Genomic DNA, 19,599 nt, shown 5'->3' on the forward strand with positions numbered 1-19,599 from the left:
GGCAGGGATTTTGGTTAAAAGAAGGTCAGGATGCGAAGGTAGTCTACTGTCAGCGCGAGCTCTGCAATGAAGAAGGGGAAGAGAATAGCGCCATCAAGTAAGACAGCTAGCAGGAATCGATAAAATGGGTCCAGGCTACTGGTCTTACTTGGCTTGCTAATCACAAAGAGATTTCCAAGGGCAAAGATGGCCATGCTGAGAAGAGTGAGGATACCAGCAAATCGTAAGCCACCAAAGAGTGCAAAGAAACTTGCTAGAGCCGTTAGGACAAGTGGGATAGCAAAGAGTCGGCTATACCGATCGAAGGCTTCTTGGAATGTGAAGTCGCTCTCCTGGTCCAGCACACGTCGGACAGTAAAGCCTCCCAAAATGATGGAAAAGTAAAATAGAGCGCTAGCGACCAAGATGGAGAGTCCAGCAAAGAGATTTAAAGGAGGGAGCTGGTTAGGTAAACTATTGGCAATAGATGCCATATAGCCGTAGTAGAGGTGCTTGATATGATAGATACTAAAGAAAAGGTTAATCATGGATAGCAAAGTGAGCAGGCCAAAGACACTGTAACGATGCTTTTGGTCCGTAGTCTTGCTGGCAGTTGGTTCTTGGATAGCGTCCAGAAGCCAAGTCCAAAATAGTGCGATTTCTTCTTTGAATCGAGCAGTTTTGCGGGGGTCAATATCTGGGATATAGGGACTATCTAAAGCCTTGCTGAGGATGTTTTTTTCTTTTGTAGGGTTCTCTTGGTTGCCTTTCTCTTCAGCTTTCCCTTCTCCCTCTTCCTCGGTTTGGGTTTCCTCAGCCATTTCGGGAGCTTCCTCCTCATGCGTTTCCGACTCTTTAGGTGAGATAGGAGTTTCTTGGCTTGCTTGTGGTTCGGTCTCCACAGTTTCCGAAGTCTCTGGTTGGTCGGGCTGGATTTCCGATTTCGTCTGAGCTGATTTCTTCTCAAGATCGGCGCTTTCAAACCATTCTTGTGTCATGGTGGAACCTCCTTTTTTATGGTCGTTTTCTATCTTTAGACTAGCAGATGAAAGCGTTTTTGTCAATGGTTTCTAGATGGAGCAGAATGCTCCTCTTTAGGTAGGTAGATATCCTGGTTGGCTTTTGCAATGAGTAAATCCTTGATATCTGCTTTTTCGGTTTTATAAGGGTTGGCAAGTACATTCTCTTTTTGTCCACGATGTTCTTCTTTGGGTTGACGATAGATACCACCATGCTGAGAAGAAATTTCTAGATTGATACGGTCAGTCTCTTTCTGGGAGAGAATGAGTTGTAGAGTTGAATAAGCCTCTAGCTCGACCTTGCCGTGAACCTGGATATTCTCAGCATAGATGTGTGCTCCCTCCGTCTTGACCTGACTATCTGTCAATTCGGCATCAAAGATATTGATGATATGAGATGCCGTTAATGTGCTGTTCTTGATAGAACTTTCTGTTAGTCTTAAGAGATAGCCTTTTGTTTTGATGGTTGCATTTTCAAGGTTGGCTTGACGAATATTAGTTTGTCCACGATTGGCTGAGACGGTGATAGCTTGCAGCTTTCTTCCTTTGGGTAGGGAGAGAACGACTTCGTCAAAACGATTAGAATAGTTGCTGGCGATACGAAGTAGGCTTTCGATTCCTGAACCGAGAAAACGATGTTGGGAGGCTTGTTTGTCAGTGACGCTCAGTGTTTTGTCACTCATACCAGTAGTCAAATCGTGACGACCAGATACGGAAGGATGATAGGTGATATGGATCTTGTCATCTACAGACTCTGTGATGGTTAGGCTGTGTTCTTCAAGGGTCAAATCAAGTTTTTCCACTTCGCTTCCAAAGGTCACTTCTTCGATACGATTGTCATAGACGGGGTCTTTTGACATGGCAAGCAAACTTTGAATACCATTGGACTGGGCGCCTACAATGATCATGATAAAACCAAGGATTGTAGAAACCACACCAAAGATGAGAAATCCTTTTGTCAATTTACGCATGTCTGTCACCTCTCTTTCCTTTTTTAAGAATCCATTGCACCAAGCGGACGATTAGGAGACCAAAGAAACGGGCTACATAGGAGATACCTAGTAGAACAAGAGAAGAAGCACCGATAGAAAGCAAACCGGCCCCAAAAATCAAGATAAAGGCAGATTTGGCTTCGACCAGAACACTAAAGCTCTCTATGATAAAGAGTCCACCTAGCAGGATACCCGTCACCGAAACAGTGAAAAAGGCTAGAATGACGGAGACAGCTGCGATAAAAATACCGATGATGGCCATGAGGATGCCGATCCCGACCGGAATTCCGATAGGAGCTACTAGCAGAGCCAGGAGGGCAATGTGTAGCAGTTGGCGATCATTCTTTTGAGCAGGTGCCTCATTGACCTTTTTATCGAGAAGATCAGAGAGGATATCATGGGCAGCTTCTTTTGGAGTTCCCAGACTGGCAATGAGTTCTTCTTCGCCCTCTGGACCTGCATCGTCAAATAGTTCCTTAAAGTAGTCCATGGCTTCGATGCGGTCAGCTTCAGGTAGTTTATGGAGATAGGTTTCTAACTGAGTCAGATAGTCAGTTCTTGTCATGGCGGATACTCCCTTCTATGATGCCGTTGACGGTTTCGGTATAGAGCGTCCACTCTTCCTTTAGAGTAACGAGCTGCTCTACGCCCCGATTGGTCAAGGAGTAGTATTTGCGCATACGCCCCTGAAACTCTCTAGAGTAGGTGGTTAGAAAGCCACTGGCTTCCAATTTTTTGAGAATGGGATAGAGCGTAGATTCTTTGATATTGGCAATGAGCTTAATGGTTTGACTAATCTCATAACCATAAGAATCCCCCTGCTCCAGTACAGCCAAGATGAGAAACTCGATCAAGGCAGAGGATGTTGGGAAGTACATGGGAAACCTCCTTTATATTATATAAAAATTTTATATATACTCTTTTCAAATATATTGTATCTCAAGTTGAAAGCCCTGTCAAGAAATATGTGTAAAAATTTTATATATAAAAAACTCCTAGTAAAAACTAGAAGTTTAGAGGATTTTATCAGCCCGATCTACCATAAAGAGTGAGATGGTCATGATGATATCGATGGCTAGAAGGGCAAGGACAGCTGGGATCCAAGATTGAAAAAGTTCAAAACTATAACCAAACAAGGCAGGACCAAAGGCCGCCAAGATGTAGCCTCCTGTTTGCGCTAGTCCTGATAGCTGAGCTGTCTTTTCAGGAGAACTGGTTTTAAGAGAAAAGCAAACCATGAGGTAGGGGAAGAGGGCACTGCAGGCCGTTCCAATCAAGAGATGGACAACTAACCAGTAGAGGAAATTATTGGCTGGATACAAGAGCATGGCAATTCCCATCATACCAGCGATAGAGATAATTGCCAGCATGATTCGACGGTAACCATCTGATAGACGAGTCGTCAGACTTGGAACAGTCATCGAAAAAGGAATGCTGATCAGTGAGAAAATAGAAGCGAGGAGAGCCGCATCACTATTAGAAATACCAGCACTAACAGCCATAGTTGGCAACCAGGTCATACTTGTATAAAAGAGCAAGGACTGAAGCCCGCCAAAGATAATGATAGCCCAGACATCTTTACTTTTTAGAATATTCTCTTTGACTTGCTTTTCTTTTTGGCTTTCTAGGCGGTGATTGTGGCGATGATTTGGCAACCAGACTAGTAGAGTGACCAGACAGAGAAAGCTGAGAACGAGGATGAGGTCCTTCCAAGAACTAGCTTGGGTGATAGGGACGGATAGATAAGAAGCGATGGCTGTCGAAATTCCCATGGCAGTGACATAGAGAGTTGTTAGGAAACTAATCTTTTGAGGCTGATTTGCCTGGATCATACTTGGGAGGAGTACATTGAAGATCGCTATGCTTGCTCCCACAATTAGGGTTCCTAGATAAAGAAGGGGAAGATTGAAGATACGAATGACAGAGCCAACAGTTAAGAGGAGGAGACAGTAAGTAAAGAGGTGTTCCAACCCGATTTTTTGTGCCAAGCGGCTTGCAAAAGCAGAGAAAAGAGCAAACATCAAGAGAGGGAGACTGGTTAAAATCCCAAGAGAGCTAACCTCCACTCCTAGTCCCTGAGCGATATCTCCTAAAATGGTTGGAAGAGCAGTAAAAGGAGAGCGTAAAACAGTCCCGATTAAGACAATTCCTAGAACAAAAAAGAGTGATTGTTTTTTCATAAAAACCTCGATAGGATGATTTTAATAACAGCTTATTTTAAGGTTTTTTCCTTATAATGTCAAGTAATGACAGCCAAGACAGTTCAATCAATGGAAGTGAAAATAAAGTGAAAAGAGACAGATTTCTTTACTAGAATTTTCCTTGATTTGATATAAAAATAGGAAACTAGGAGAATTTGTGATAAAATAGTGGAAGGAAATCTATACATTGGAGAAAAACTGTGCCTGAAAAGCAAAAAATCAGCGTCTTGATGTCGGTCTATGTAAAGGAAAATCCGACGTTTTTAAGAGATGCTATCAAAAGTGTTCAAAACCAGACCTTGAAACCGAGTGAACTTGTTCTTGTTGAGGACGGCCCGCTCACACCCGAACTCTATCAGGTGCTAGATGAAGTGGAAGCTCAGTCAGACATTCCAGTTAAACGGTGCCCCTTAGAACAAAACCAAGGTTTAGGCTTGGCTCTTCGATACGGTGTTTTACAGTGCCAGTATGACATTATTGCCCGCATGGATACGGATGATTTAGCCGTTCCGGATCGTTTTGAGAAACAGCTTCAGCTAATGGAGAAAGAAGATCTCGACCTCTTAGGTGGGCATATCGCAGAGTTCATTGACAATCCAGATGAGATTGTGTCTTATCGTCGTGTTCCAACTCAGCATGCAGACATTGTGGCTTATCAGAGAATGAGAAGCGCCTTTAACCATATGACAGTCATGTTCAAAAAGGACATGGTCCTCAAGGCGGGCAACTATGAAGATGGCCTTTACATGGAGGATGACCTCCTTTGGCTCAATATGATTGCTGCAGGTGCCAAGACTGGGAACCTAGATCAAATCTTGTGTAAGGTTCGTGTCGGTGCAGGGATGTTTGAGCGTCGAGGTGGCTTGCGTTACCTTAAACTCTATCGTCAAGCTCGTCAGCGCATGCTTGAGCGAGGGCAAATTTCTTACATGGAATATGCTAAAAGTATCTTCATTCAGGCAATTGTTGCACTTTGTCCAGGCTTTGTACGTCAGTTTATCTTCGTCAAACTTTTAAGAAAGAGAAAGTGAGCCCCGATAGACTGAATGATTCAGGTTATCATAACAACAGTATCATCTGACTCTTTTAAGGGGGAGTAAATTCCTATGAATAAAAAACTAACAGATTATGTGATTGATCTGGTTGAAATTTTAAATAAACAGCAAAAACAAGTGTTTTGGGGGATATTCGATATTCTGAGTATGGTGGTTTCCATCATCGTATCTTATATCTTGTTTTATGGCCTTATAAATCCGGCGCCTGTGGATTATGTAATCTACACTCTTTTAGCCTTCCTCCTTTATCAAATCATGATTGCATTTTGGGGGCTAAATGCTAGTATCAGTCGTTATAGCAAGATTACGGATTTCATGAAAATCTTTTTCGGAGTGATGCTCAGCAGTGTTCTTTCTTATGGAATCTGCTATGCCTTTCTTCCATTGTTTTCTATCCGTTTCATCGTACTCTTCATTTTGTTGAGTACCTTCCTCATCTTGCTTCCTCGTATCACTTGGCAGCTGATTTATTCTAAGCGCAAGCAAGGTAGTGGAGATGGAGAGCATCGCCGTACCTTCTTGATCGGTGCTGGTGATGGTGGCGCCCTCTTTATGAACAGCTACCAACATCCAACTAGCGACCTTGAGCTAGTGGGGATTTTGGATAACGATGAAAAGAAAAAGGGACAAAAACTAGGTGGAATCCCAGTTTTGGGCTCTTATGATAATCTACCTGAATTGGCTAAACGTCACCAAATCGAGCGTGTTATCGTAGCAATCCCTTCGCTTGACCCATCAGAGTACGAACGCATCTTGCAGATGTGTAATAAGCTAGGCGTCAAATGTTACAAGATGCCTAAGGTTGAGACAGTCGTTCAAGGACTCCATCAATCAGGTAGTGGCTTCCAGAAAATTGATATCACAGACCTTTTGGGCCGTCAGGAAATTCGTCTCGACGAATCGCGTCTAGGTACTGAGATTACAGGCAAGACCATCTTGGTGACAGGAGCTGGTGGTTCGATTGGTTCGGAGATTTGTCGTCAGGTTAGCCGCTTCAATCCAGAACGTATCATCTTGCTTGGGCATGGCGAAAATTCCATCTATCTCGTTTATCATGAATTGATCCGTACATTCCAAGGGATTGATTATGTTCCTGTTATTGCAGATATTCAGGACTATGACCGTCTCTTGCAGGTGTTTGAGCAGTACAAACCAGCCATCGTTTACCATGCTGCAGCCCACAAGCACGTTCCAATGATGGAACGCAATCCAAAAGAAGCCTTCAAGAACAATATCCTCGGTACCTACAATGTTGCCAAGGCTGTTGATGAGGCCAAAGTGCCTAAGATGGTCATGATTTCGACTGATAAGGCGGTCAATCCACCGAATGTTATGGGTGCAACCAAGCGCGTGGCAGAATTGATTGTCACTGGCTTTAACCAACGCAGCAAATCAACCTACTGTGCAGTTCGTTTTGGGAATGTTCTCGGTAGTCGTGGTAGCGTGATTCCTGTCTTTGAACGTCAGATTGCTGAAGGCGGTCCTGTAACGGTGACAGACTTCCGTATGACACGTTACTTTATGACCATTCCAGAGGCTAGCCGTCTAGTAATCCATGCTGGCGCTTATGCCAAGGACGGAGAAGTCTTTATCCTCGATATGGGCAAACCAGTCAAGATCTATGACTTGGCTAAGAAAATGGTTCTTCTAAGCGGACACACTGAAAGTGAAATTCCAATCGTTGAGGTCGGTATCCGCCCAGGAGAAAAACTCTATGAAGAACTCTTGGTTTCGACCGAATTGGTTGATAACCAAGTCATGGACAAGATTTTCGTTGGTAAGGTAAATGTCATGCCTCTAGAAGCCATCGATCAAAAGATTGAAGAGTTCCGTTCACTCAGCGGAGATGAGCTTAAAGAAGCGATTATTTCCTTTGCGAATGAGACAACTCATGCTGAGTAAGAGTGTATCCCCTTCATAATGAAACAACTATCGCCAGTTTTCTGAGGAAATCAGAAAGCTGGTTTTTATAAATAGAGAGTAGAAAACATCGTCTCTTTCAAAGGATTAATAAGCGCAACTATTCAAGGGACGATGTTATGTGATCTATCAGGAGAGTGATTTCAGACAATCTAAAAACTACCTCTATTTTTAGCTGGTAGTATAACTTTGCAAAATAAGTATTAAAATCAAAAGGAGATTTTTTGTATGCTGAGTGCTATTAGGAGTTTTTTCAAAGGCTATGCAAATTTTTCTGGTCGTTCCACACGTCCAGAATTTTGGTGGGTTTGGCTGCTAAATATGGTAATTTTCTTGCCCGCCTACTACTCGCTGTTCACGGGATTAGAATCTGATAAAGCCATTAGGAATATTGCGGTCTTCAGTATGTGTATTATTTTGTTTATAGTAGAGTTTGTTCCTCTACTAGCACTGATAGTACGTCGCTTACGAGATGTGGGTATCCATTGGGCCTATATTTTTATTGTATTTGTTCCTTTGGGTGCAATAACACTGCTCGTTATGCTCGCTATGCCAAGTCAACGATTTGGAGAAAAAGTGATAGAGAATAGTGAAAAAGATAAAGAGAATACGGAAGACTCTCGGTTTGAAGAAATGGTACGAAAATATTAAGATATTTTTACTCTATTTAAAAACGTCTGAGTCGCTTCGCAGCAAATAATCGCTTCAGGGCTTGTACTTCTTTTTAGCGGCTATTCTCATGTTGCCTTCTATCGCCGTGACTGTTCGCCGCTTACGAGGCGCTGGTTTCCACTGGGCCGTTATTTTCATAGCTTTGGTTCCTATCGTTGGACCGATTGCTCTTATTGTGATGCTTGCTTGGCCAAGTAAGAAGGATGAAGATGCAGATACTGAAGAACAGGATCAAATTACTGCTTAAGCATGGAGTTGATTCCTTCTGATAGTAACAACATATAAAAAATACTCCTCAACCTAGTTCACTAGTGTTAGGAGTATTTTTGTATGGTTAGAGTTGGCTAATGATATCGTCAATGGTACGGGCAATCCAGTCAGGCTGATAGCTGAGTAAATCAGCCTCTTCTCCAAATCCCCAAGTAACAGCAAACTTTTTAATGCCAGTTTCTTGGGCTCCGATCATATCAAACTTGGTGTCGCCAATAATGAGAACTTGGTCTGCATGGAGTTGATGCGTTTGCAAAGCATAACGAATAACATCCGCCTTATGAGGTGTTTCAGGACTGGAACCGTAAATGCTGTCAAAGAAATGATGGATTCCCAGATTTTTAGTCATATCGTGAGCAGTAGGAGTATTCTTTGTTGTAGTGATGTAGAGAGGGTAGTTTTGCGAAAGCTCTTGAAGCAATTCCGTTATTCGGGGGAAGAGTTGCGCTTCGTGGATTCCTTTTTCCTTGTAGTAAGAACGATAGATTTGAACAGCTTCTGAGATTTGTTCCTTGGGAAGACACGTTGCAAAGCTACTTTCAAGTGGCGGGCCCATGAAACCACGAATGGTTTTGGCATCAGGGCTTGGAACTCCTAGCTCTTTAAAGGTATGGGTAAAGGCATTGTGGATCCCGAGGGAACTGTCAACCAGGGTTCCGTCCAGATCAAAAAAGATAGCTGAGATAGAGGGCATGATTTCTCCTAACAGATAAACTTATTCTCCGAAGATTTCTTTTTGTAGGCGACGACCAGTAGGTGTGGCGGCGAGTCCACCCTCGGCCGTTTCACGAAAGGCAGTTGGAAGACTTGATCCAACTTGGTACATTGCATCGATGACTTCGTCAACAGGGATCTTAGACTCGATACCTGCCAAGGCCATGTCTGCTGCGATAAAGGCAAAGCTGGCTCCCATGGCATTTCGTTTGACACAGGGAACTTCAACCAAACCAGCGACGGGGTCGCAGATGAGGCCCAGCATATTTTTAATGACAAAGGCGATGGCTTGACTAGCCTGATAGGGAGTTCCACCTGCAGCCAAGGTCAAGGCTGCGGCACTCATGGCAGAGGCAGAGCCAACTTCGGCCTGGCAGCCACCTTCAGCGCCTGAGATAGAGGCATTGTTTGCGATGACTAGTCCAAAGGCACCAGCAGCAAAGAGGAAATCTAACTGTTCTTCGTGGCTGAGGTCAAGTTTTTGGATAGCAGCAGTGAGAACGGCTGGCAGACAGCCGGCACTTCCTGCGGTTGGAGTGGCGCAGACCAAGCCCATCTTAGCATTGTGTTCATTGACCGCGATGGCATTACGGGCTGCTGATAGGATGGTAAAGTCCGACAAGGCCTTGCCACTTTTGAGATGGCGGTCTAGTTTGGCTGCGTCTCCGCCCGTTAGGCCACTACGGGATTTATTTTCACTGAGACCGAGCTCGACAGAGGCTTTCATGACTTCTAGATTGCGTTCCATGAGGAGGAGAACTTCTGGACGTTCCCGACCGGTTAGTTGATATTCTGTCGCAATCATGAGTTCTGCGACATTTCCTTGGAAGTCTAGATCCGCCTGCTCGACCAATTCTTTGATAGAATAAAACATGTTTCCTCCTACTTAAAGAAATTGACATTGTGGAGATGAGGGATTTTTCGGATTTCTTCAATCGCCTCTTCGCAACTTCGACTATCGACTTCGATAATCATGATGGCTTTTTCTCCAGCTTTTTCTCTAGTCACATTCATCTGAGCGATGTTGATATCAAAACGAGAGAGGGCTTCTGTGACATGGGCAATCATACCCGGAACATCCTGATGCACGATGATGATGGTCGGTGTATTCATGTTGAGAGAGACAGCAAAGCCGTTAAGCTCCGTAACTTGGATATTTCCCCCACCAATGGAAATTCCTGTCACACTGATGGACTTGTGTTCATTCTTCACAGTAATTTTAGTGGTGTTAGGGTGAGGAGCGTTGCTGTCCTTCTGAATGGTCCAGACAATCTTGATACCACGTTTATGGGCAATCTCTAGGCTATTTGGAATATCAGGATCATCCGTATCCATACCTAATATACCAGCGACGAGAGCAAGGTCAGTTCCATGACCACGGTAGGTTTTGGCAAATGAGTTAAATAATTGGAATTCGACTTCTGTCGGCGTATCGTCAAAGATGGAAGAGACGATTTTTCCGATACGAACAGCTCCAGCTGTATGGCTACTTGATGGGCCAATCATGACTGGTCCGATAATATCAAAGACAGATTGAAAACGAAGTGAGTGCATCTGTTTCCCCTTACAAAGATTCTTATATCTATTATATCAAAGAATGGACCGCTACGCTTATTTCCCTTATCAAAAGCTTAAAATGATTAAAGTTAGTATAAAATAAGGTCTTTTGTGACAAAAACCTCCTTAAAACGGTAAATATAAAACATTTTTGTAATATTTCTACATAAAACCGTTAAACAACGGTAACATTCGAGGAGTAAAATAGTATCATAGATAAAAAGGAGAATTTTTAGATATGTCATTAACAACTAAAAAAATTAAAACAACTATCGCAGGAGTAGCAGCTTTGCTTGCTTTCTTTGCTCCATCACTTGCATCTGCCCAAGAAACTGTGACTTACACAGTTAAATCAGGTGATACTCTTTCAGAAATCGCTGAGAAGTACAACACAACTGTTGAAAAATTGGCAGCAAAAAACAACATCAAAGATATTCACCTTATCTATGTTGACCAAGTTTTGGTTATCGAAGGAACAGCTTCTACTGTAGCTCCAGCAGCAACAACGGAAGAAACAGCTCCAGTAGCTACAGAAACAGTTGAAGAAGCTCCAGCAGCAACAACAACTTATGAAGCCCCAGCTGCACCTGCAACTCCAGCAGCAGAAAGCAACACTGCAGCAGCTTCTACTGTAAGTGGTTCTGAAGCAGAAGCCAAAGAATGGATCGCTCAAAAAGAATCAGGTGGTAGCTACACTGCTACAAACGGACGTTACATCGGACGTTACCAATTGACAGATTCATACTTGAACGGTGACTACTCAGCTGAAAACCAAGAACGTGTAGCAGATGCCTACGTTGCAGGACGTTACGGTTCATGGACAGCTGCCAAGAACTTCTGGCTTAACAACGGTTGGTATTAAGAATACAAGAGTCCTTTAGGGCTCTTTTTTGTCTACAAAGATGTTAACTTCTCGCTCTAGCTCTGTTAGTAAGTGTTCATCTTCTACTAGTTTAGCTAAGGAGAGTCCATTCTGTATCAACTGAGCATCATTAGCACAAATGCCGATACGAATATAGGAAAACGCAAGTGTATCGTACTGTTTGCTTGCTTTTGCCTCCTCTAAGAGAGTGTAGCAAAGCTGTTTGCAAAGCAGCTTATCACCATTGTAAAGATAAAGAGTTGAGAGATTCAGAAGCAACATCATACGAAGCTGAAAGACAGGACTATAGTGTTTATAAACCTCTAGTCGTTCGAGAATTTTTTCGGTAATCTGATGAATATACTCCATAGGAAAAGCAAAGAGAATGGTATTAAGGACTTTGAGGTCACTCTCATACCAAGTATCTTGTTTCTCAATCTTATCCCATAATCTGTTTACAATGTTGTCAACCTTACTTGACAATTTTTCTATCCCATTTTCACGGATGTAGATAACGATTTCGAGCATATCTTGCAACTGCTGGATGGGAAAATCATGATGTGTTTTTAGATAATGTTGGCATTTTTTGAGTAATTTACTTAAGTCGCTCGTACCACTAATAGAAGCCATTTTTAGAAAAGTCTGCATGATAGTTGATCGTTCACTTGGGTGGTAGAGATGGCAAATATATTCAAACTCTTCAAAACTCATATTAATTTGCTGGAGAAGAAATTCCATATTCTCATATTTTGGAGTTGTCTTGCCACTTTCTATTTTTGATAGGCTGGTTCTTGAGAGAACACCCCCACAGACCTCTTCTTGAGTCAATCCTTTTGACTCACGGATTTCTTTATAAACATTTCCAAAATCGTAGCGCATGATTCCCTCCTTATTTGTGAAAAAAGTTAACAATAAATTGAAACTGATTAAAAATATTGTATCATAGTAATATAAAAAGTAAAAAAGAAATCTAAAATAAATTTGTGAAAAAGGTTAACAAATTTTACGACAAGGTATATTGTATTTTATAATCAAGATGATGAAGTACTAAGGGGGTATCAAATGTATAAAAAAGTATATCGTCTGTTGTTATTTATGTTATGGATGGTTATTTTCTTCCCTTGGGGATGGCTCTTATAAAATTTTGATTAAGTAAAACGAAAGGAAGGTGAGTCCAATGGACTTCAATGTTTACAAATGAACCAATTCATCTGTTTCTGTGAAACAGTTCAAGATATAAGATGTGAGGAAAATATCATGAAAAAATTAGTAAAAATTGGTGTCGCAACCGTAATGGCATGTGGTTTGCTTGCTACGACAAATGTTTTGGCAGTATGGGTAGGTGGTGGTCAATGGAACTATGGAGTAGGTTGGACAGGAACTTTTGGATATTCTGATTATTTACATTCTACTCGATCTCATACAGCAACAGTCCGACATGGTGGTAGAATCTCTAGGGATCGTGAAACTCCCGGGGTTTGGGCTCAAGCTTCCCTTACTAAAATTCCGCCAACAGGATTAGAATATTTCTATGGATTTTAAGTGAAATTTTCCCTCTCCTGTTAGGAGAGGGAGAACTTTATTGGAGGTATCTTTATGAAAAAAATCAGTAATTTCTGTATGTTACTCCTGCTTCTCTGTACTACTTTTTTTGTTTTTAATGTAAACTACACACGAGAAGTGGTTCGGATTCAGGAAATGGGAAAGACAGCGAGTTCTTTGGATGTATACTTGAAAGATGTCAATGAACCTGCAGAATCTGTTCTTCGATTTTTTGAGGATGTATCAAAGGAGTACAAAGTCTCCATCATCAAAACAGACAGTGGTGATGAGGTGATCAAGTCTGGTGTTTTTGATAAAGATACCTTCCCCTACCAAGAGTTTGGACTTTCTTCCCTTGATTTTACCACAGATGGTGAGGGAGTTTACAGTAATAAAGAAATTTCCAATAAACTTGGTACGATTCCGACCTTTCTAAAAGCCAAACCTATTCAGCTTATGACTTTTCAAACCTATATCAAGGATACATCTCGTAGTTTAAATGGTCGCTATACGATAACTTCTACACAAAAGATGGACAAGGATAGGATTGTACAGAAATGGAGCGATTTTTTCAATATAGACCAGGCTACCTTGCTAGAGCCAAACTATAAAAGTGCAGTGGAAGTCTTAAATCGAGATTTGCTCTTATCTGCTATTATTTTTGTCTTGGCTATTTTGCTTCTTGTCTTAGTAACAGTGTATCAGCCGATGATGGAGATGAAAAGAGTTGGGGTACAAAAATTACTGGGTTTTCAAGATCGGGCTGTTTTAGCTGATGTTGTGAAAGGCAACCTCTACCTCCTCCTAGGTGGGGCGCTTGTGATCAATCTAGGAGTGTTTTTCTTGCTTGATTATAAGCCGAAAGATTTGTTCCCTATGCTGTGGTTGTCTCATTTTTTGCTTTTGCAGCTTTATCTCTTTATCAGTTGGTTGACTTATCTCTTAATCCAAAAAATGACAATCAGCTCTCTGCTGAAAGGTTTTTCATCTTTCAAATTTGGTCTACTCTTTAATTATTTGATGAAAATTGGAACTACCATTTTACTGACAGTCTTGCTAGTTGGGGTGGGGAAAAGTTTGGAGCAAGAAAACAAAGAGTTGGATTACCAGAAACAGTGGATCAGTCAAGGAAATTATCTGACCTTAGAAACTTTCCAACTCAATGATAACCTGTGGCAAGAGCAGTTGGCAGGCTCAGGGCAAGCAGTGGATTATTTCTATCGATTTTATCAGGATTTGGTAGAAAAAACGCAGGCGGGCTATGTGCAAACTAGTAACCTGCCTATCAAAAATTTTGCCACTGCAGAACAAGTGCAGCAGTATCAACTGGCTGATATGCTAACTGTTTACTATGCCAATCGCAATTTTCTAAAGAGCAAGGGATTCAAGCTACCAGATACTGGCACTAAAAAAGTTATTTTGATGCCAGCAAGTACGAAAGGTGAAGAAGAGAAAAACCAGCTCTTGGGGAAGTTGATTACCTATCAATCAATGAAGTATGAAGAGCAGCAAAAACGAAGGATAGAGGAGGTGGATGTCGAGATTGCCTATTATGAAGGAGATTGGTCATTTTTCCCATATAGTGATAAGCGAAAGGAAAATCTCTACAATCCAATTATTAGCTTGGTCAATGATTCTGATATGATGTGGGATGAAAAAGCTTCCCTGTCAACAACAGGTTTAAATAATCCCATTAAAATCGAAAATACGGTTCAACATCAAAAAGAGATTACAGAGTTAGTTGAGAAATTGTCAGATGGGAACTATCTTAAGTTTTCATCTATTCAAGCCATTCAACAAGAGAAGGTGGATAGTTATCGAGATGCTGTTCGGAATTTTAATCTACTCTTTGCTTTGTTTGGTCTCCTTAGTATGATGATTTCCTACTTCTTACTAGTAACAACTTTCTTGTTGAAGCGAACAGATATTATTACCAAGAAGTTTATGGGCTGGAAATTGATAGATCGCTACCGTTCCTTGCTGGGTCTTCTATTAGCTGTCTATAGCCTCCCTTTTATGGCCTTGCTATTCTTTGCTCATGCTCTTTTTCCACCCTTGCTTTTCGCAGGATTTACATGCTTAGATATTCTGTTTGTACTTTTCTTGAGCTCTAAGATGGAAAAACGAAATGTGGCGCAGTTATTGAAAGGGGACATCTTATGATAAAGTTGGAAAATGTTACGAAAACCATTGGGAAAAAAGTTATTTTGGAGAACTTATCTCTAAAGATTAACCAAGGGGACTTAGTTGCCATTGTTGGGAAAAGTGGCAGTGGCAAGTCAACCTTGTTAAATCTTTTGGGTTTGATAGATGGCGATTACAGTGGACATTATGAAATTTTCGGTCAGCAAAATGTACCTGTCAATTCTGTTAAGTCGCAAGCGATTATCCGCGAACATATCTCCTATCTGTTTCAAAACTTTGCTCTGATTGATAATGAAACGGTAGAGTATAATCTCATGCTCGCTCTAAAGTATGTAAAATTATCCAAGAAGGACAAAGTCAAAAAGATAGAAGAAATTTTAGAGAGAGTGGGGTTGCCATCAATTCTACATCAAAAGGTTTCAGAGTTATCTGGAGGAGAACAGCAGCGAATCGCAGTTGCTAGAGCCATTTTAAAACCCAGCCAGCTCCTTTTAGCAGATGAACCAACCGGTTCCCTAGATCCTGAAAATCGAGATTTGGTTTTGAACTTTCTCTTAGATATGAACAAGGAAGGGAAAACGGTCATTATCGTTACCCATGATGCTTATGTAGCTCAACAATGCCATCGAGTTATTGAATTGTGAAAGAGAATGTGGAGAGTTCGTTGATCTCTTCATCTTACCTGTAATTGGACAATTGTATTTTTAAAACTCAAATAGTATAAATAAGCTTATTATATGTAAAAATATATCATATAATAAGCTTTTTCTTGATTTGAATGAAATAAAATACAGTTTTTCCTTGACAAACGAGAATGAGAAGAGTATTATTTATACAATAATAAAGTATAAAAATAAAAGGAGGCTCTTCTATGAATAAAGTGAAGAAGGTGTTGATGACGATGTTTGGTTTGCTTATGTTTCCCTTATTATTTGCTTGTAGTAACACTCAATCCCAAGGTGTTGAAGCCATTAAGGCTAAAGGAAAATTGGTGGTGGCCCTAAATCCAGAGTTTGCTCCATTCGAATACCAGAAATTGGTCGATGGGAAAAATCAGATTGTAGGTTCAGATGTTGAGCTAGCCAAAGCCATCGCAAAGGAACTAGGTGTAGAAGTGGAGCTCTCTCCAATGAGTTTTGACAATGTACTGGCTAGTCTTGATTCAGGCAAGGCCGATCTTGCCATATCAGGTGTTTCTAAAACGGAGGAGAGAAGTCAAGTTTACGATTTTTCAATTCCCTACTACACTTCGAAAAATAAGGTTATCGTAAGAAAATCTGAATTAACGAATTACCAATCAGTCAAGGATTTGGCTCAGAAAAAGGTTGGAGCGCAGAAAGGTTCTATCCAGGAAACTCTGGCCAAAGAAACCTTGCAGGATTCTTCTCTCGTTTCACTTCCTAAAAATGGAAATTTGATAACAGATTTGAAGTCAGGGCAACTGGATGCGGTTATCTTTGAGGAACCAGTGGCGAAAGGATTTGTTGAGAATAATCCAGACCTAGCCATCGCTGAGTTTGATTTTGACAATGACAAAGAAGATTCCTACGCTGTTGCGATGAAAAAAGATAGTAAGGAATTGAAAGAAGCGGTTGACAAAACCATCCAGAAGTTGAAGGATTCTGGGGAGTTGGACAAATTGATTGACGATGCTTTTAAAGCCTCTATCGGAAAATAGAAAGAAGGAAGAGAAATGAGTAAGGAAAAAGTCATTTTAGCTTATTCAGGTGGATTGGATACATCGGTTGCTATTACATGGTTAAAAAAAGACTATGATGTAATCGCTGTTTGTATGGATGTGGGTGAAGGAAAAGATTTGGAGTTCATCCATGATAAAGCTCTCAAGGTTGGGGCTGTAGAGTCTTATGTCATTGATGTTAAGGAAGAATTTGCTAATGACTATGTTTTAGTGGCTCTTCAGGCACATGCTTACTACGAACAGAAGTATCCCTTGGTATCTGCTCTGAGTCGCCCTCTTATTTCAAAAAAACTCGTTGAAATAGCTCATCAGACGGGGGCAACCACAATTGCCCATGGTTGTACAGGTAAGGGAAACGACCAAGTTCGGTTTGAAGTCTCTATTGCAGCTTTGGATCCCAATTTAAAAGTAGTTGCGCCTGTTCGTGAGTGGAAATGGTCTCGTGAAGAAGAAATCCAATATGCCAAAGAAAACGGCGTCCCAGTTCCTGCTGACCTTGACAATCCTTACTCTGTCGATCAAAATCTTTGGGGACGCGCAAATGAATGTGGTGTCTTGGAAAACCCTTGGAACCAAGCGCCAGAAGAAGCATTTGGAATCACATCTTCTCCAGAAGAGGCACCAGACAGTCCAGAATTTATTGACATTGAGTTTAGCTGTGGGGTGCCCATTTCCCTCAATGGAGAAAAGATGAAAGTGGCGGCTTTGATTCAAAAGCTCAATGAAATTGCGGGCAAACACGGTGTCGGTCGTATTGACCACGTGGAAAATCGCCTAGTTGGTATTAAGTCAAGAGAGATTTATGAGTGCCCAGGCGCTGTGACTTTATTGGCAGCTCATAAGGAGATTGAAGACTTGACTCTCGTGAGAGAAGTGGCTCATTTCAAACCTATTATCGAAAATGAGTTGTCCAATCTCATCTATAATGCCTTGTGGTTTAGCCCAGCAACTCAGGCTTTGATTGCCTATATCAAGGAGACACAGAAAGTTGTCAATGGAACTGCAAAAGTTAAACTTTATAAGGGGAACGCCCAGGTAGTGGCTCGGAAATCTCCAAATTCTCTTTATGATGAAAACTTGGCGACTTATACCAGTGCGGATACTTTTGACCAAGATGCGGCTGTTGGTTTTATCAAGCTTTGGGGGCTTCCGACTAAGGTTTATTCAGAAGTTCAGAAAAATGTTGAGTAGTGACGCGATAGAAAGGGACGACAGAATATGTCGAAAAATACAAAATTATGGGGTGGTCGATTTGAAGGCACTGTGGAAGAGTGGGTAGAACAGTTCGGTGCGAGTATTTCTTTTGACCACCAGCTGGCAAAATTTGATTTGATGGGTTCCCTAGCTCATGTTCAAATGCTAGGACAGACTGGCATTTTAAGCTTGGAAGAGTCAGAGCAGATCCAAGATGGTCTGAAAGCTTTGTTGCGAGATTTAGAGGCAGGAGAGCTTCATTTTGATATTGCAAATGAAGATATTCATATGAATATGGAAGTGTTGCTGACAGAGAAAATTGGTCCTCTGGCTGGGAAACTACACACGGCTCGTTCTCGGAATGACCAAGTCGCAACGGATATGCACTTATATCTAAAGGAGCAGCTTGGCCATGTCTTGGATAAGTTGGCGAATCTGAACAGTGTTTTGCTGGATTTGGCTGAAAAACATGTGGAAACCATCATGCCAGGTTATACTCATTTGCAACATGCCCAACCTATTAGTTTTGCCCATCATCTCATGGCTTATTATAATATGTTCCAAAGGGATAGCGAGCGCTTTGCATTTAACTTGAAACATACGGACCTATCTCCACTGGGTGCGGCTGCTTTGGCGGGGACAACTTTTCCAATCGATCGTCAATTATCGAGTGATTTATTGGGTTTTCAACAACCCTATACCAATTCCTTGGACGCAGTGAGTGACCGTGATTTTATCTTGGAATTTCTGTCAAATGCCAGCATTTTGATGATGCATATGAGTCGTTTTTGTGAGGAAATCATCAATTGGTGCAGTTTTGAGTATCAGTACATTAGCTTGTCTGATAGCTTTTCAACGGGTTCGTCTATCATGCCCCAGAAGAAAAATCCTGACATGGCTGAATTGATTCGAGGGAAGACAGGACGAGTTTACGGGCACTTGCTTGGACTATTGACCGTCATGAAGTCTTTGCCTTTGGCTTACAATAAGGATTTGCAAGAGGACAAGGAAGGCATGTTTGATACAGTAGAAACGATTTTAAATTCTCTGGATGTGTTGGCAGGTATGCTATCGAGCATGCAGGTTAATAAGACCAAAATGCAGCAATCCACAGAGAATGATTTTTCGAATGCGACCGAACTGGCAGATTATTTGGCTGAAAAAGGCCTCCCTTTTAGAGAAGCGCATGAAATAGTAGGGAAATTGGTTCTAGACTCTATCAAGCATGGTAAAAACATCCAAGATTGGGATTTGAAGGAGTTGCAAGCCTACCATCCCTTGATTGAAGAGGATATTTATATCTACTTGCGCCCAGAAACCGCTGTTCAGAGACGGAATTCCTTAGGAGGAACCGGCTTTGAGCAGGTGAAATACCAGATAGAACAAGCGAAGAAAGAACTTAAAGGGGAAAATTGATTCGTTTGTAAAGTAAGAAAGAGAGGCTGAAATGATTTATCAGCCTCTTTCTTGTCTTCTCCAACCAAGCGTGTTATAATGAATACTGCTCAAGCGACCTTCAATCGTGAAGCACACACGACCTTCAATCGTGAACTAGTCATTTCGTTTATCTTTTATTACGTCGTTAACTCGTCTTACCTAACTCGAGTTATGCCTGCGACTCGTTGCCTATCATATTTTCATTTTAAGATGATAGGCTAAAATGGTCTCCCAGACCATTTTACTCCTAAAAGCAAACGAAAAGACTATACTCAAAGAAATTCTATTGAAAGTCTTAGTAAATAGAATTTTGAGGGTATGAATAAACGAATAGATGGGAG

General features: G+C 41.4%; 20 protein-coding genes. 11 read left to right on the forward strand and 9 right to left on the reverse strand.

The window, feature by feature from the left end:
* Positions 1–14: 14 nt before the first annotated feature.
* The 5 genes from HMPREF2991_RS05365 to HMPREF2991_RS05385 form a co-directional block, all read right to left on the reverse strand.
* Positions 15–977 carry a DUF6574 domain-containing protein gene (locus HMPREF2991_RS05365; RefSeq protein WP_070569488.1) on the reverse strand — a complete coding sequence of 321 codons (963 nt, stop codon included), beginning with the start codon at positions 975–977 and terminating at the stop codon, positions 15–17.
* A gap of 62 nt (positions 978–1,039) precedes the next feature.
* Positions 1,040–1,969 carry a DUF4097 family beta strand repeat-containing protein gene (locus HMPREF2991_RS05370; RefSeq protein WP_070569485.1) on the reverse strand — a complete coding sequence of 310 codons (930 nt, stop codon included), beginning with the start codon at positions 1,967–1,969 and terminating at the stop codon, positions 1,040–1,042.
* A complete protein-coding gene (locus HMPREF2991_RS05375) occupies positions 1,962–2,555 on the reverse strand; it encodes a DUF1700 domain-containing protein (protein WP_033630476.1) in 594 nt (197 codons plus the stop codon). Before HMPREF2991_RS05375 ends, HMPREF2991_RS05370 begins: the two co-directional genes overlap by 8 nt.
* Complete coding sequence (locus HMPREF2991_RS05380; protein ID WP_000273861.1) at positions 2,542–2,868, reverse strand: PadR family transcriptional regulator; 327 nt, start codon at positions 2,866–2,868, stop codon at positions 2,542–2,544. The genes HMPREF2991_RS05375 and HMPREF2991_RS05380 overlap by 14 nt, the downstream gene beginning before the upstream one ends.
* A gap of 135 nt (positions 2,869–3,003) precedes the next feature.
* Positions 3,004–4,170, reverse strand: a complete 1,167-nt coding sequence (locus HMPREF2991_RS05385; RefSeq protein WP_070569482.1) for a CynX/NimT family MFS transporter — start codon at positions 4,168–4,170, stop codon at positions 3,004–3,006.
* 221 nt (positions 4,171–4,391) lie between these two features.
* Between HMPREF2991_RS05385 and HMPREF2991_RS05390 the strand changes: the two genes are divergently transcribed.
* From HMPREF2991_RS05390 to HMPREF2991_RS10630, 4 genes are all read left to right on the forward strand, one after another.
* The gene (locus HMPREF2991_RS05390) at positions 4,392–5,222 is read left to right on the forward strand and encodes a glycosyltransferase (protein ID WP_070569479.1); all 831 of its coding nucleotides are present in this window, start codon (positions 4,392–4,394) and stop codon (positions 5,220–5,222) included.
* Between the two features lie 75 nt (positions 5,223–5,297).
* Positions 5,298–7,148 carry a nucleoside-diphosphate sugar epimerase/dehydratase gene (locus HMPREF2991_RS05395; protein WP_070569476.1) on the forward strand — a complete coding sequence of 617 codons (1,851 nt, stop codon included), beginning with the start codon at positions 5,298–5,300 and terminating at the stop codon, positions 7,146–7,148.
* 246 nt (positions 7,149–7,394) lie between these two features.
* Positions 7,395–7,817, forward strand: a complete 423-nt coding sequence (locus tag HMPREF2991_RS05400) for a DUF805 domain-containing protein (protein WP_070569472.1) — start codon at positions 7,395–7,397, stop codon at positions 7,815–7,817.
* Between the two features lie 61 nt (positions 7,818–7,878).
* Complete coding sequence (locus HMPREF2991_RS10630; RefSeq protein WP_257371877.1) at positions 7,879–8,085, forward strand: DUF805 domain-containing protein; 207 nt, start codon at positions 7,879–7,881, stop codon at positions 8,083–8,085.
* Between the two features lie 87 nt (positions 8,086–8,172).
* Here HMPREF2991_RS10630 and HMPREF2991_RS05410 read toward each other — a convergent pair whose 3' ends face one another.
* Genes HMPREF2991_RS05410 through sdaAB form a run of 3 tightly spaced genes read right to left on the reverse strand, consistent with a single transcriptional unit; the run spans position 8,173 to position 10,376 of the window.
* Positions 8,173–8,802: an HAD-IA family hydrolase gene (locus HMPREF2991_RS05410; RefSeq protein WP_070683636.1), complete on the reverse strand. Its 630-nt coding sequence runs from the start codon at positions 8,800–8,802 to the stop codon at positions 8,173–8,175.
* A 21-nt stretch (positions 8,803–8,823) separates the two neighbouring features.
* Positions 8,824–9,696, reverse strand: coding sequence for an L-serine ammonia-lyase, iron-sulfur-dependent, subunit alpha (gene sdaAA, locus HMPREF2991_RS05415; protein ID WP_000500031.1), 873 nt, complete (start codon positions 9,694–9,696; stop codon positions 8,824–8,826).
* Positions 9,697–9,704: 8 nt separating this feature from the next.
* A complete protein-coding gene (sdaAB, locus tag HMPREF2991_RS05420; protein ID WP_000555868.1) occupies positions 9,705–10,376 on the reverse strand; it encodes an L-serine ammonia-lyase, iron-sulfur-dependent subunit beta in 672 nt (223 codons plus the stop codon).
* Between the two features lie 241 nt (positions 10,377–10,617).
* Here sdaAB and HMPREF2991_RS05425 point away from each other — a divergent pair, with 241 nt between their 5' ends.
* Complete coding sequence (locus HMPREF2991_RS05425; RefSeq protein WP_042767626.1) at positions 10,618–11,241, forward strand: aggregation-promoting factor; 624 nt, start codon at positions 10,618–10,620, stop codon at positions 11,239–11,241.
* Between the two features lie 15 nt (positions 11,242–11,256).
* Here the strand turns inward: HMPREF2991_RS05425 and HMPREF2991_RS05430 are convergent, their stop codons facing one another.
* Positions 11,257–12,120, reverse strand: coding sequence for a helix-turn-helix domain-containing protein (locus HMPREF2991_RS05430; protein WP_070683638.1), 864 nt, complete (start codon positions 12,118–12,120; stop codon positions 11,257–11,259).
* A gap of 378 nt (positions 12,121–12,498) precedes the next feature.
* Here HMPREF2991_RS05430 and HMPREF2991_RS05435 point away from each other — a divergent pair, with 378 nt between their 5' ends.
* The 6 genes from HMPREF2991_RS05435 (at position 12,499) to argH (ending at position 19,237) form a co-directional block, all read left to right on the forward strand.
* Positions 12,499–12,783: a lactococcin 972 family bacteriocin gene (locus HMPREF2991_RS05435; RefSeq protein WP_000737528.1), complete on the forward strand. Its 285-nt coding sequence runs from the start codon at positions 12,499–12,501 to the stop codon at positions 12,781–12,783.
* A gap of 54 nt (positions 12,784–12,837) precedes the next feature.
* Positions 12,838–14,946: a bacteriocin-associated integral membrane family protein gene (locus HMPREF2991_RS05440; RefSeq protein WP_070683640.1), complete on the forward strand. Its 2,109-nt coding sequence runs from the start codon at positions 12,838–12,840 to the stop codon at positions 14,944–14,946.
* Positions 14,943–15,572, forward strand: coding sequence for an ABC transporter ATP-binding protein (locus HMPREF2991_RS05445; protein WP_070683642.1), 630 nt, complete (start codon positions 14,943–14,945; stop codon positions 15,570–15,572). Before HMPREF2991_RS05440 ends, HMPREF2991_RS05445 begins: the two co-directional genes overlap by 4 nt.
* 227 nt (positions 15,573–15,799) lie before the next feature.
* On the forward strand, positions 15,800–16,606 hold the full coding sequence (locus HMPREF2991_RS05450; protein WP_070683644.1) for an ABC transporter substrate-binding protein: 807 nt from the start codon (positions 15,800–15,802) through the stop codon (positions 16,604–16,606).
* Positions 16,607–16,621: 15 nt separating this feature from the next.
* Entirely contained in the window at positions 16,622–17,818 is a 1,197-nt protein-coding gene (locus HMPREF2991_RS05455; protein ID WP_000031904.1) for an argininosuccinate synthase, read from the forward strand.
* 27 nt (positions 17,819–17,845) lie between these two features.
* A complete protein-coding gene (argH, locus tag HMPREF2991_RS05460) occupies positions 17,846–19,237 on the forward strand; it encodes an argininosuccinate lyase (protein ID WP_070683646.1) in 1,392 nt (463 codons plus the stop codon).
* Positions 19,238–19,599: the final 362 nt, after the last annotated feature.

The organism is Streptococcus sp. HMSC072D07, assembly GCF_001814835.1.
Taxonomy (GTDB): Bacteria; Bacillota; Bacilli; order Lactobacillales; family Streptococcaceae; genus Streptococcus.

Bases quoted from the DNA above. Each gene is read 5' to 3' on its own strand.
- HMPREF2991_RS05365 (WP_070569488.1), bottom strand. From the start codon at position 977: ATGACACAAGAATGGTTTGAAAGCGCCGATCTTGAGAAGAAATCAGCT.
- HMPREF2991_RS05370 (WP_070569485.1), bottom strand. From the start codon at position 1,969: ATGCGTAAATTGACAAAAGGATTTCTCATCTTTGGTGTGGTTTCTACA.
- HMPREF2991_RS05375 (WP_033630476.1), bottom strand. From the start codon at position 2,555: ATGACAAGAACTGACTATCTGACTCAGTTAGAAACCTATCTCCATAAA.
- HMPREF2991_RS05380 (WP_000273861.1), bottom strand. From the start codon at position 2,868: ATGTACTTCCCAACATCCTCTGCCTTGATCGAGTTTCTCATCTTGGCT.
- HMPREF2991_RS05385 (WP_070569482.1), bottom strand. From the start codon at position 4,170: ATGAAAAAACAATCACTCTTTTTTGTTCTAGGAATTGTCTTAATCGGG.
- HMPREF2991_RS05395 (WP_070569476.1), top strand. From the start codon at position 5,298: ATGAATAAAAAACTAACAGATTATGTGATTGATCTGGTTGAAATTTTA.
- HMPREF2991_RS05400 (WP_070569472.1), top strand. From the start codon at position 7,395: ATGCTGAGTGCTATTAGGAGTTTTTTCAAAGGCTATGCAAATTTTTCT.
- HMPREF2991_RS05410 (WP_070683636.1), bottom strand. From the start codon at position 8,802: ATGCCCTCTATCTCAGCTATCTTTTTTGATCTGGACGGAACCCTGGTT.
- sdaAA (WP_000500031.1), bottom strand. From the start codon at position 9,696: ATGTTTTATTCTATCAAAGAATTGGTCGAGCAGGCGGATCTAGACTTC.
- sdaAB (WP_000555868.1), bottom strand. From the start codon at position 10,376: ATGCACTCACTTCGTTTTCAATCTGTCTTTGATATTATCGGACCAGTC.
- HMPREF2991_RS05425 (WP_042767626.1), top strand. From the start codon at position 10,618: ATGTCATTAACAACTAAAAAAATTAAAACAACTATCGCAGGAGTAGCA.
- HMPREF2991_RS05430 (WP_070683638.1), bottom strand. From the start codon at position 12,120: ATGCGCTACGATTTTGGAAATGTTTATAAAGAAATCCGTGAGTCAAAA.
- HMPREF2991_RS05435 (WP_000737528.1), top strand. From the start codon at position 12,499: ATGAAAAAATTAGTAAAAATTGGTGTCGCAACCGTAATGGCATGTGGT.
- HMPREF2991_RS05440 (WP_070683640.1), top strand. From the start codon at position 12,838: ATGAAAAAAATCAGTAATTTCTGTATGTTACTCCTGCTTCTCTGTACT.
- HMPREF2991_RS05445 (WP_070683642.1), top strand. From the start codon at position 14,943: ATGATAAAGTTGGAAAATGTTACGAAAACCATTGGGAAAAAAGTTATT.
- HMPREF2991_RS05450 (WP_070683644.1), top strand. From the start codon at position 15,800: ATGAATAAAGTGAAGAAGGTGTTGATGACGATGTTTGGTTTGCTTATG.
- HMPREF2991_RS05455 (WP_000031904.1), top strand. From the start codon at position 16,622: ATGAGTAAGGAAAAAGTCATTTTAGCTTATTCAGGTGGATTGGATACA.
- argH (WP_070683646.1), top strand. From the start codon at position 17,846: ATGTCGAAAAATACAAAATTATGGGGTGGTCGATTTGAAGGCACTGTG.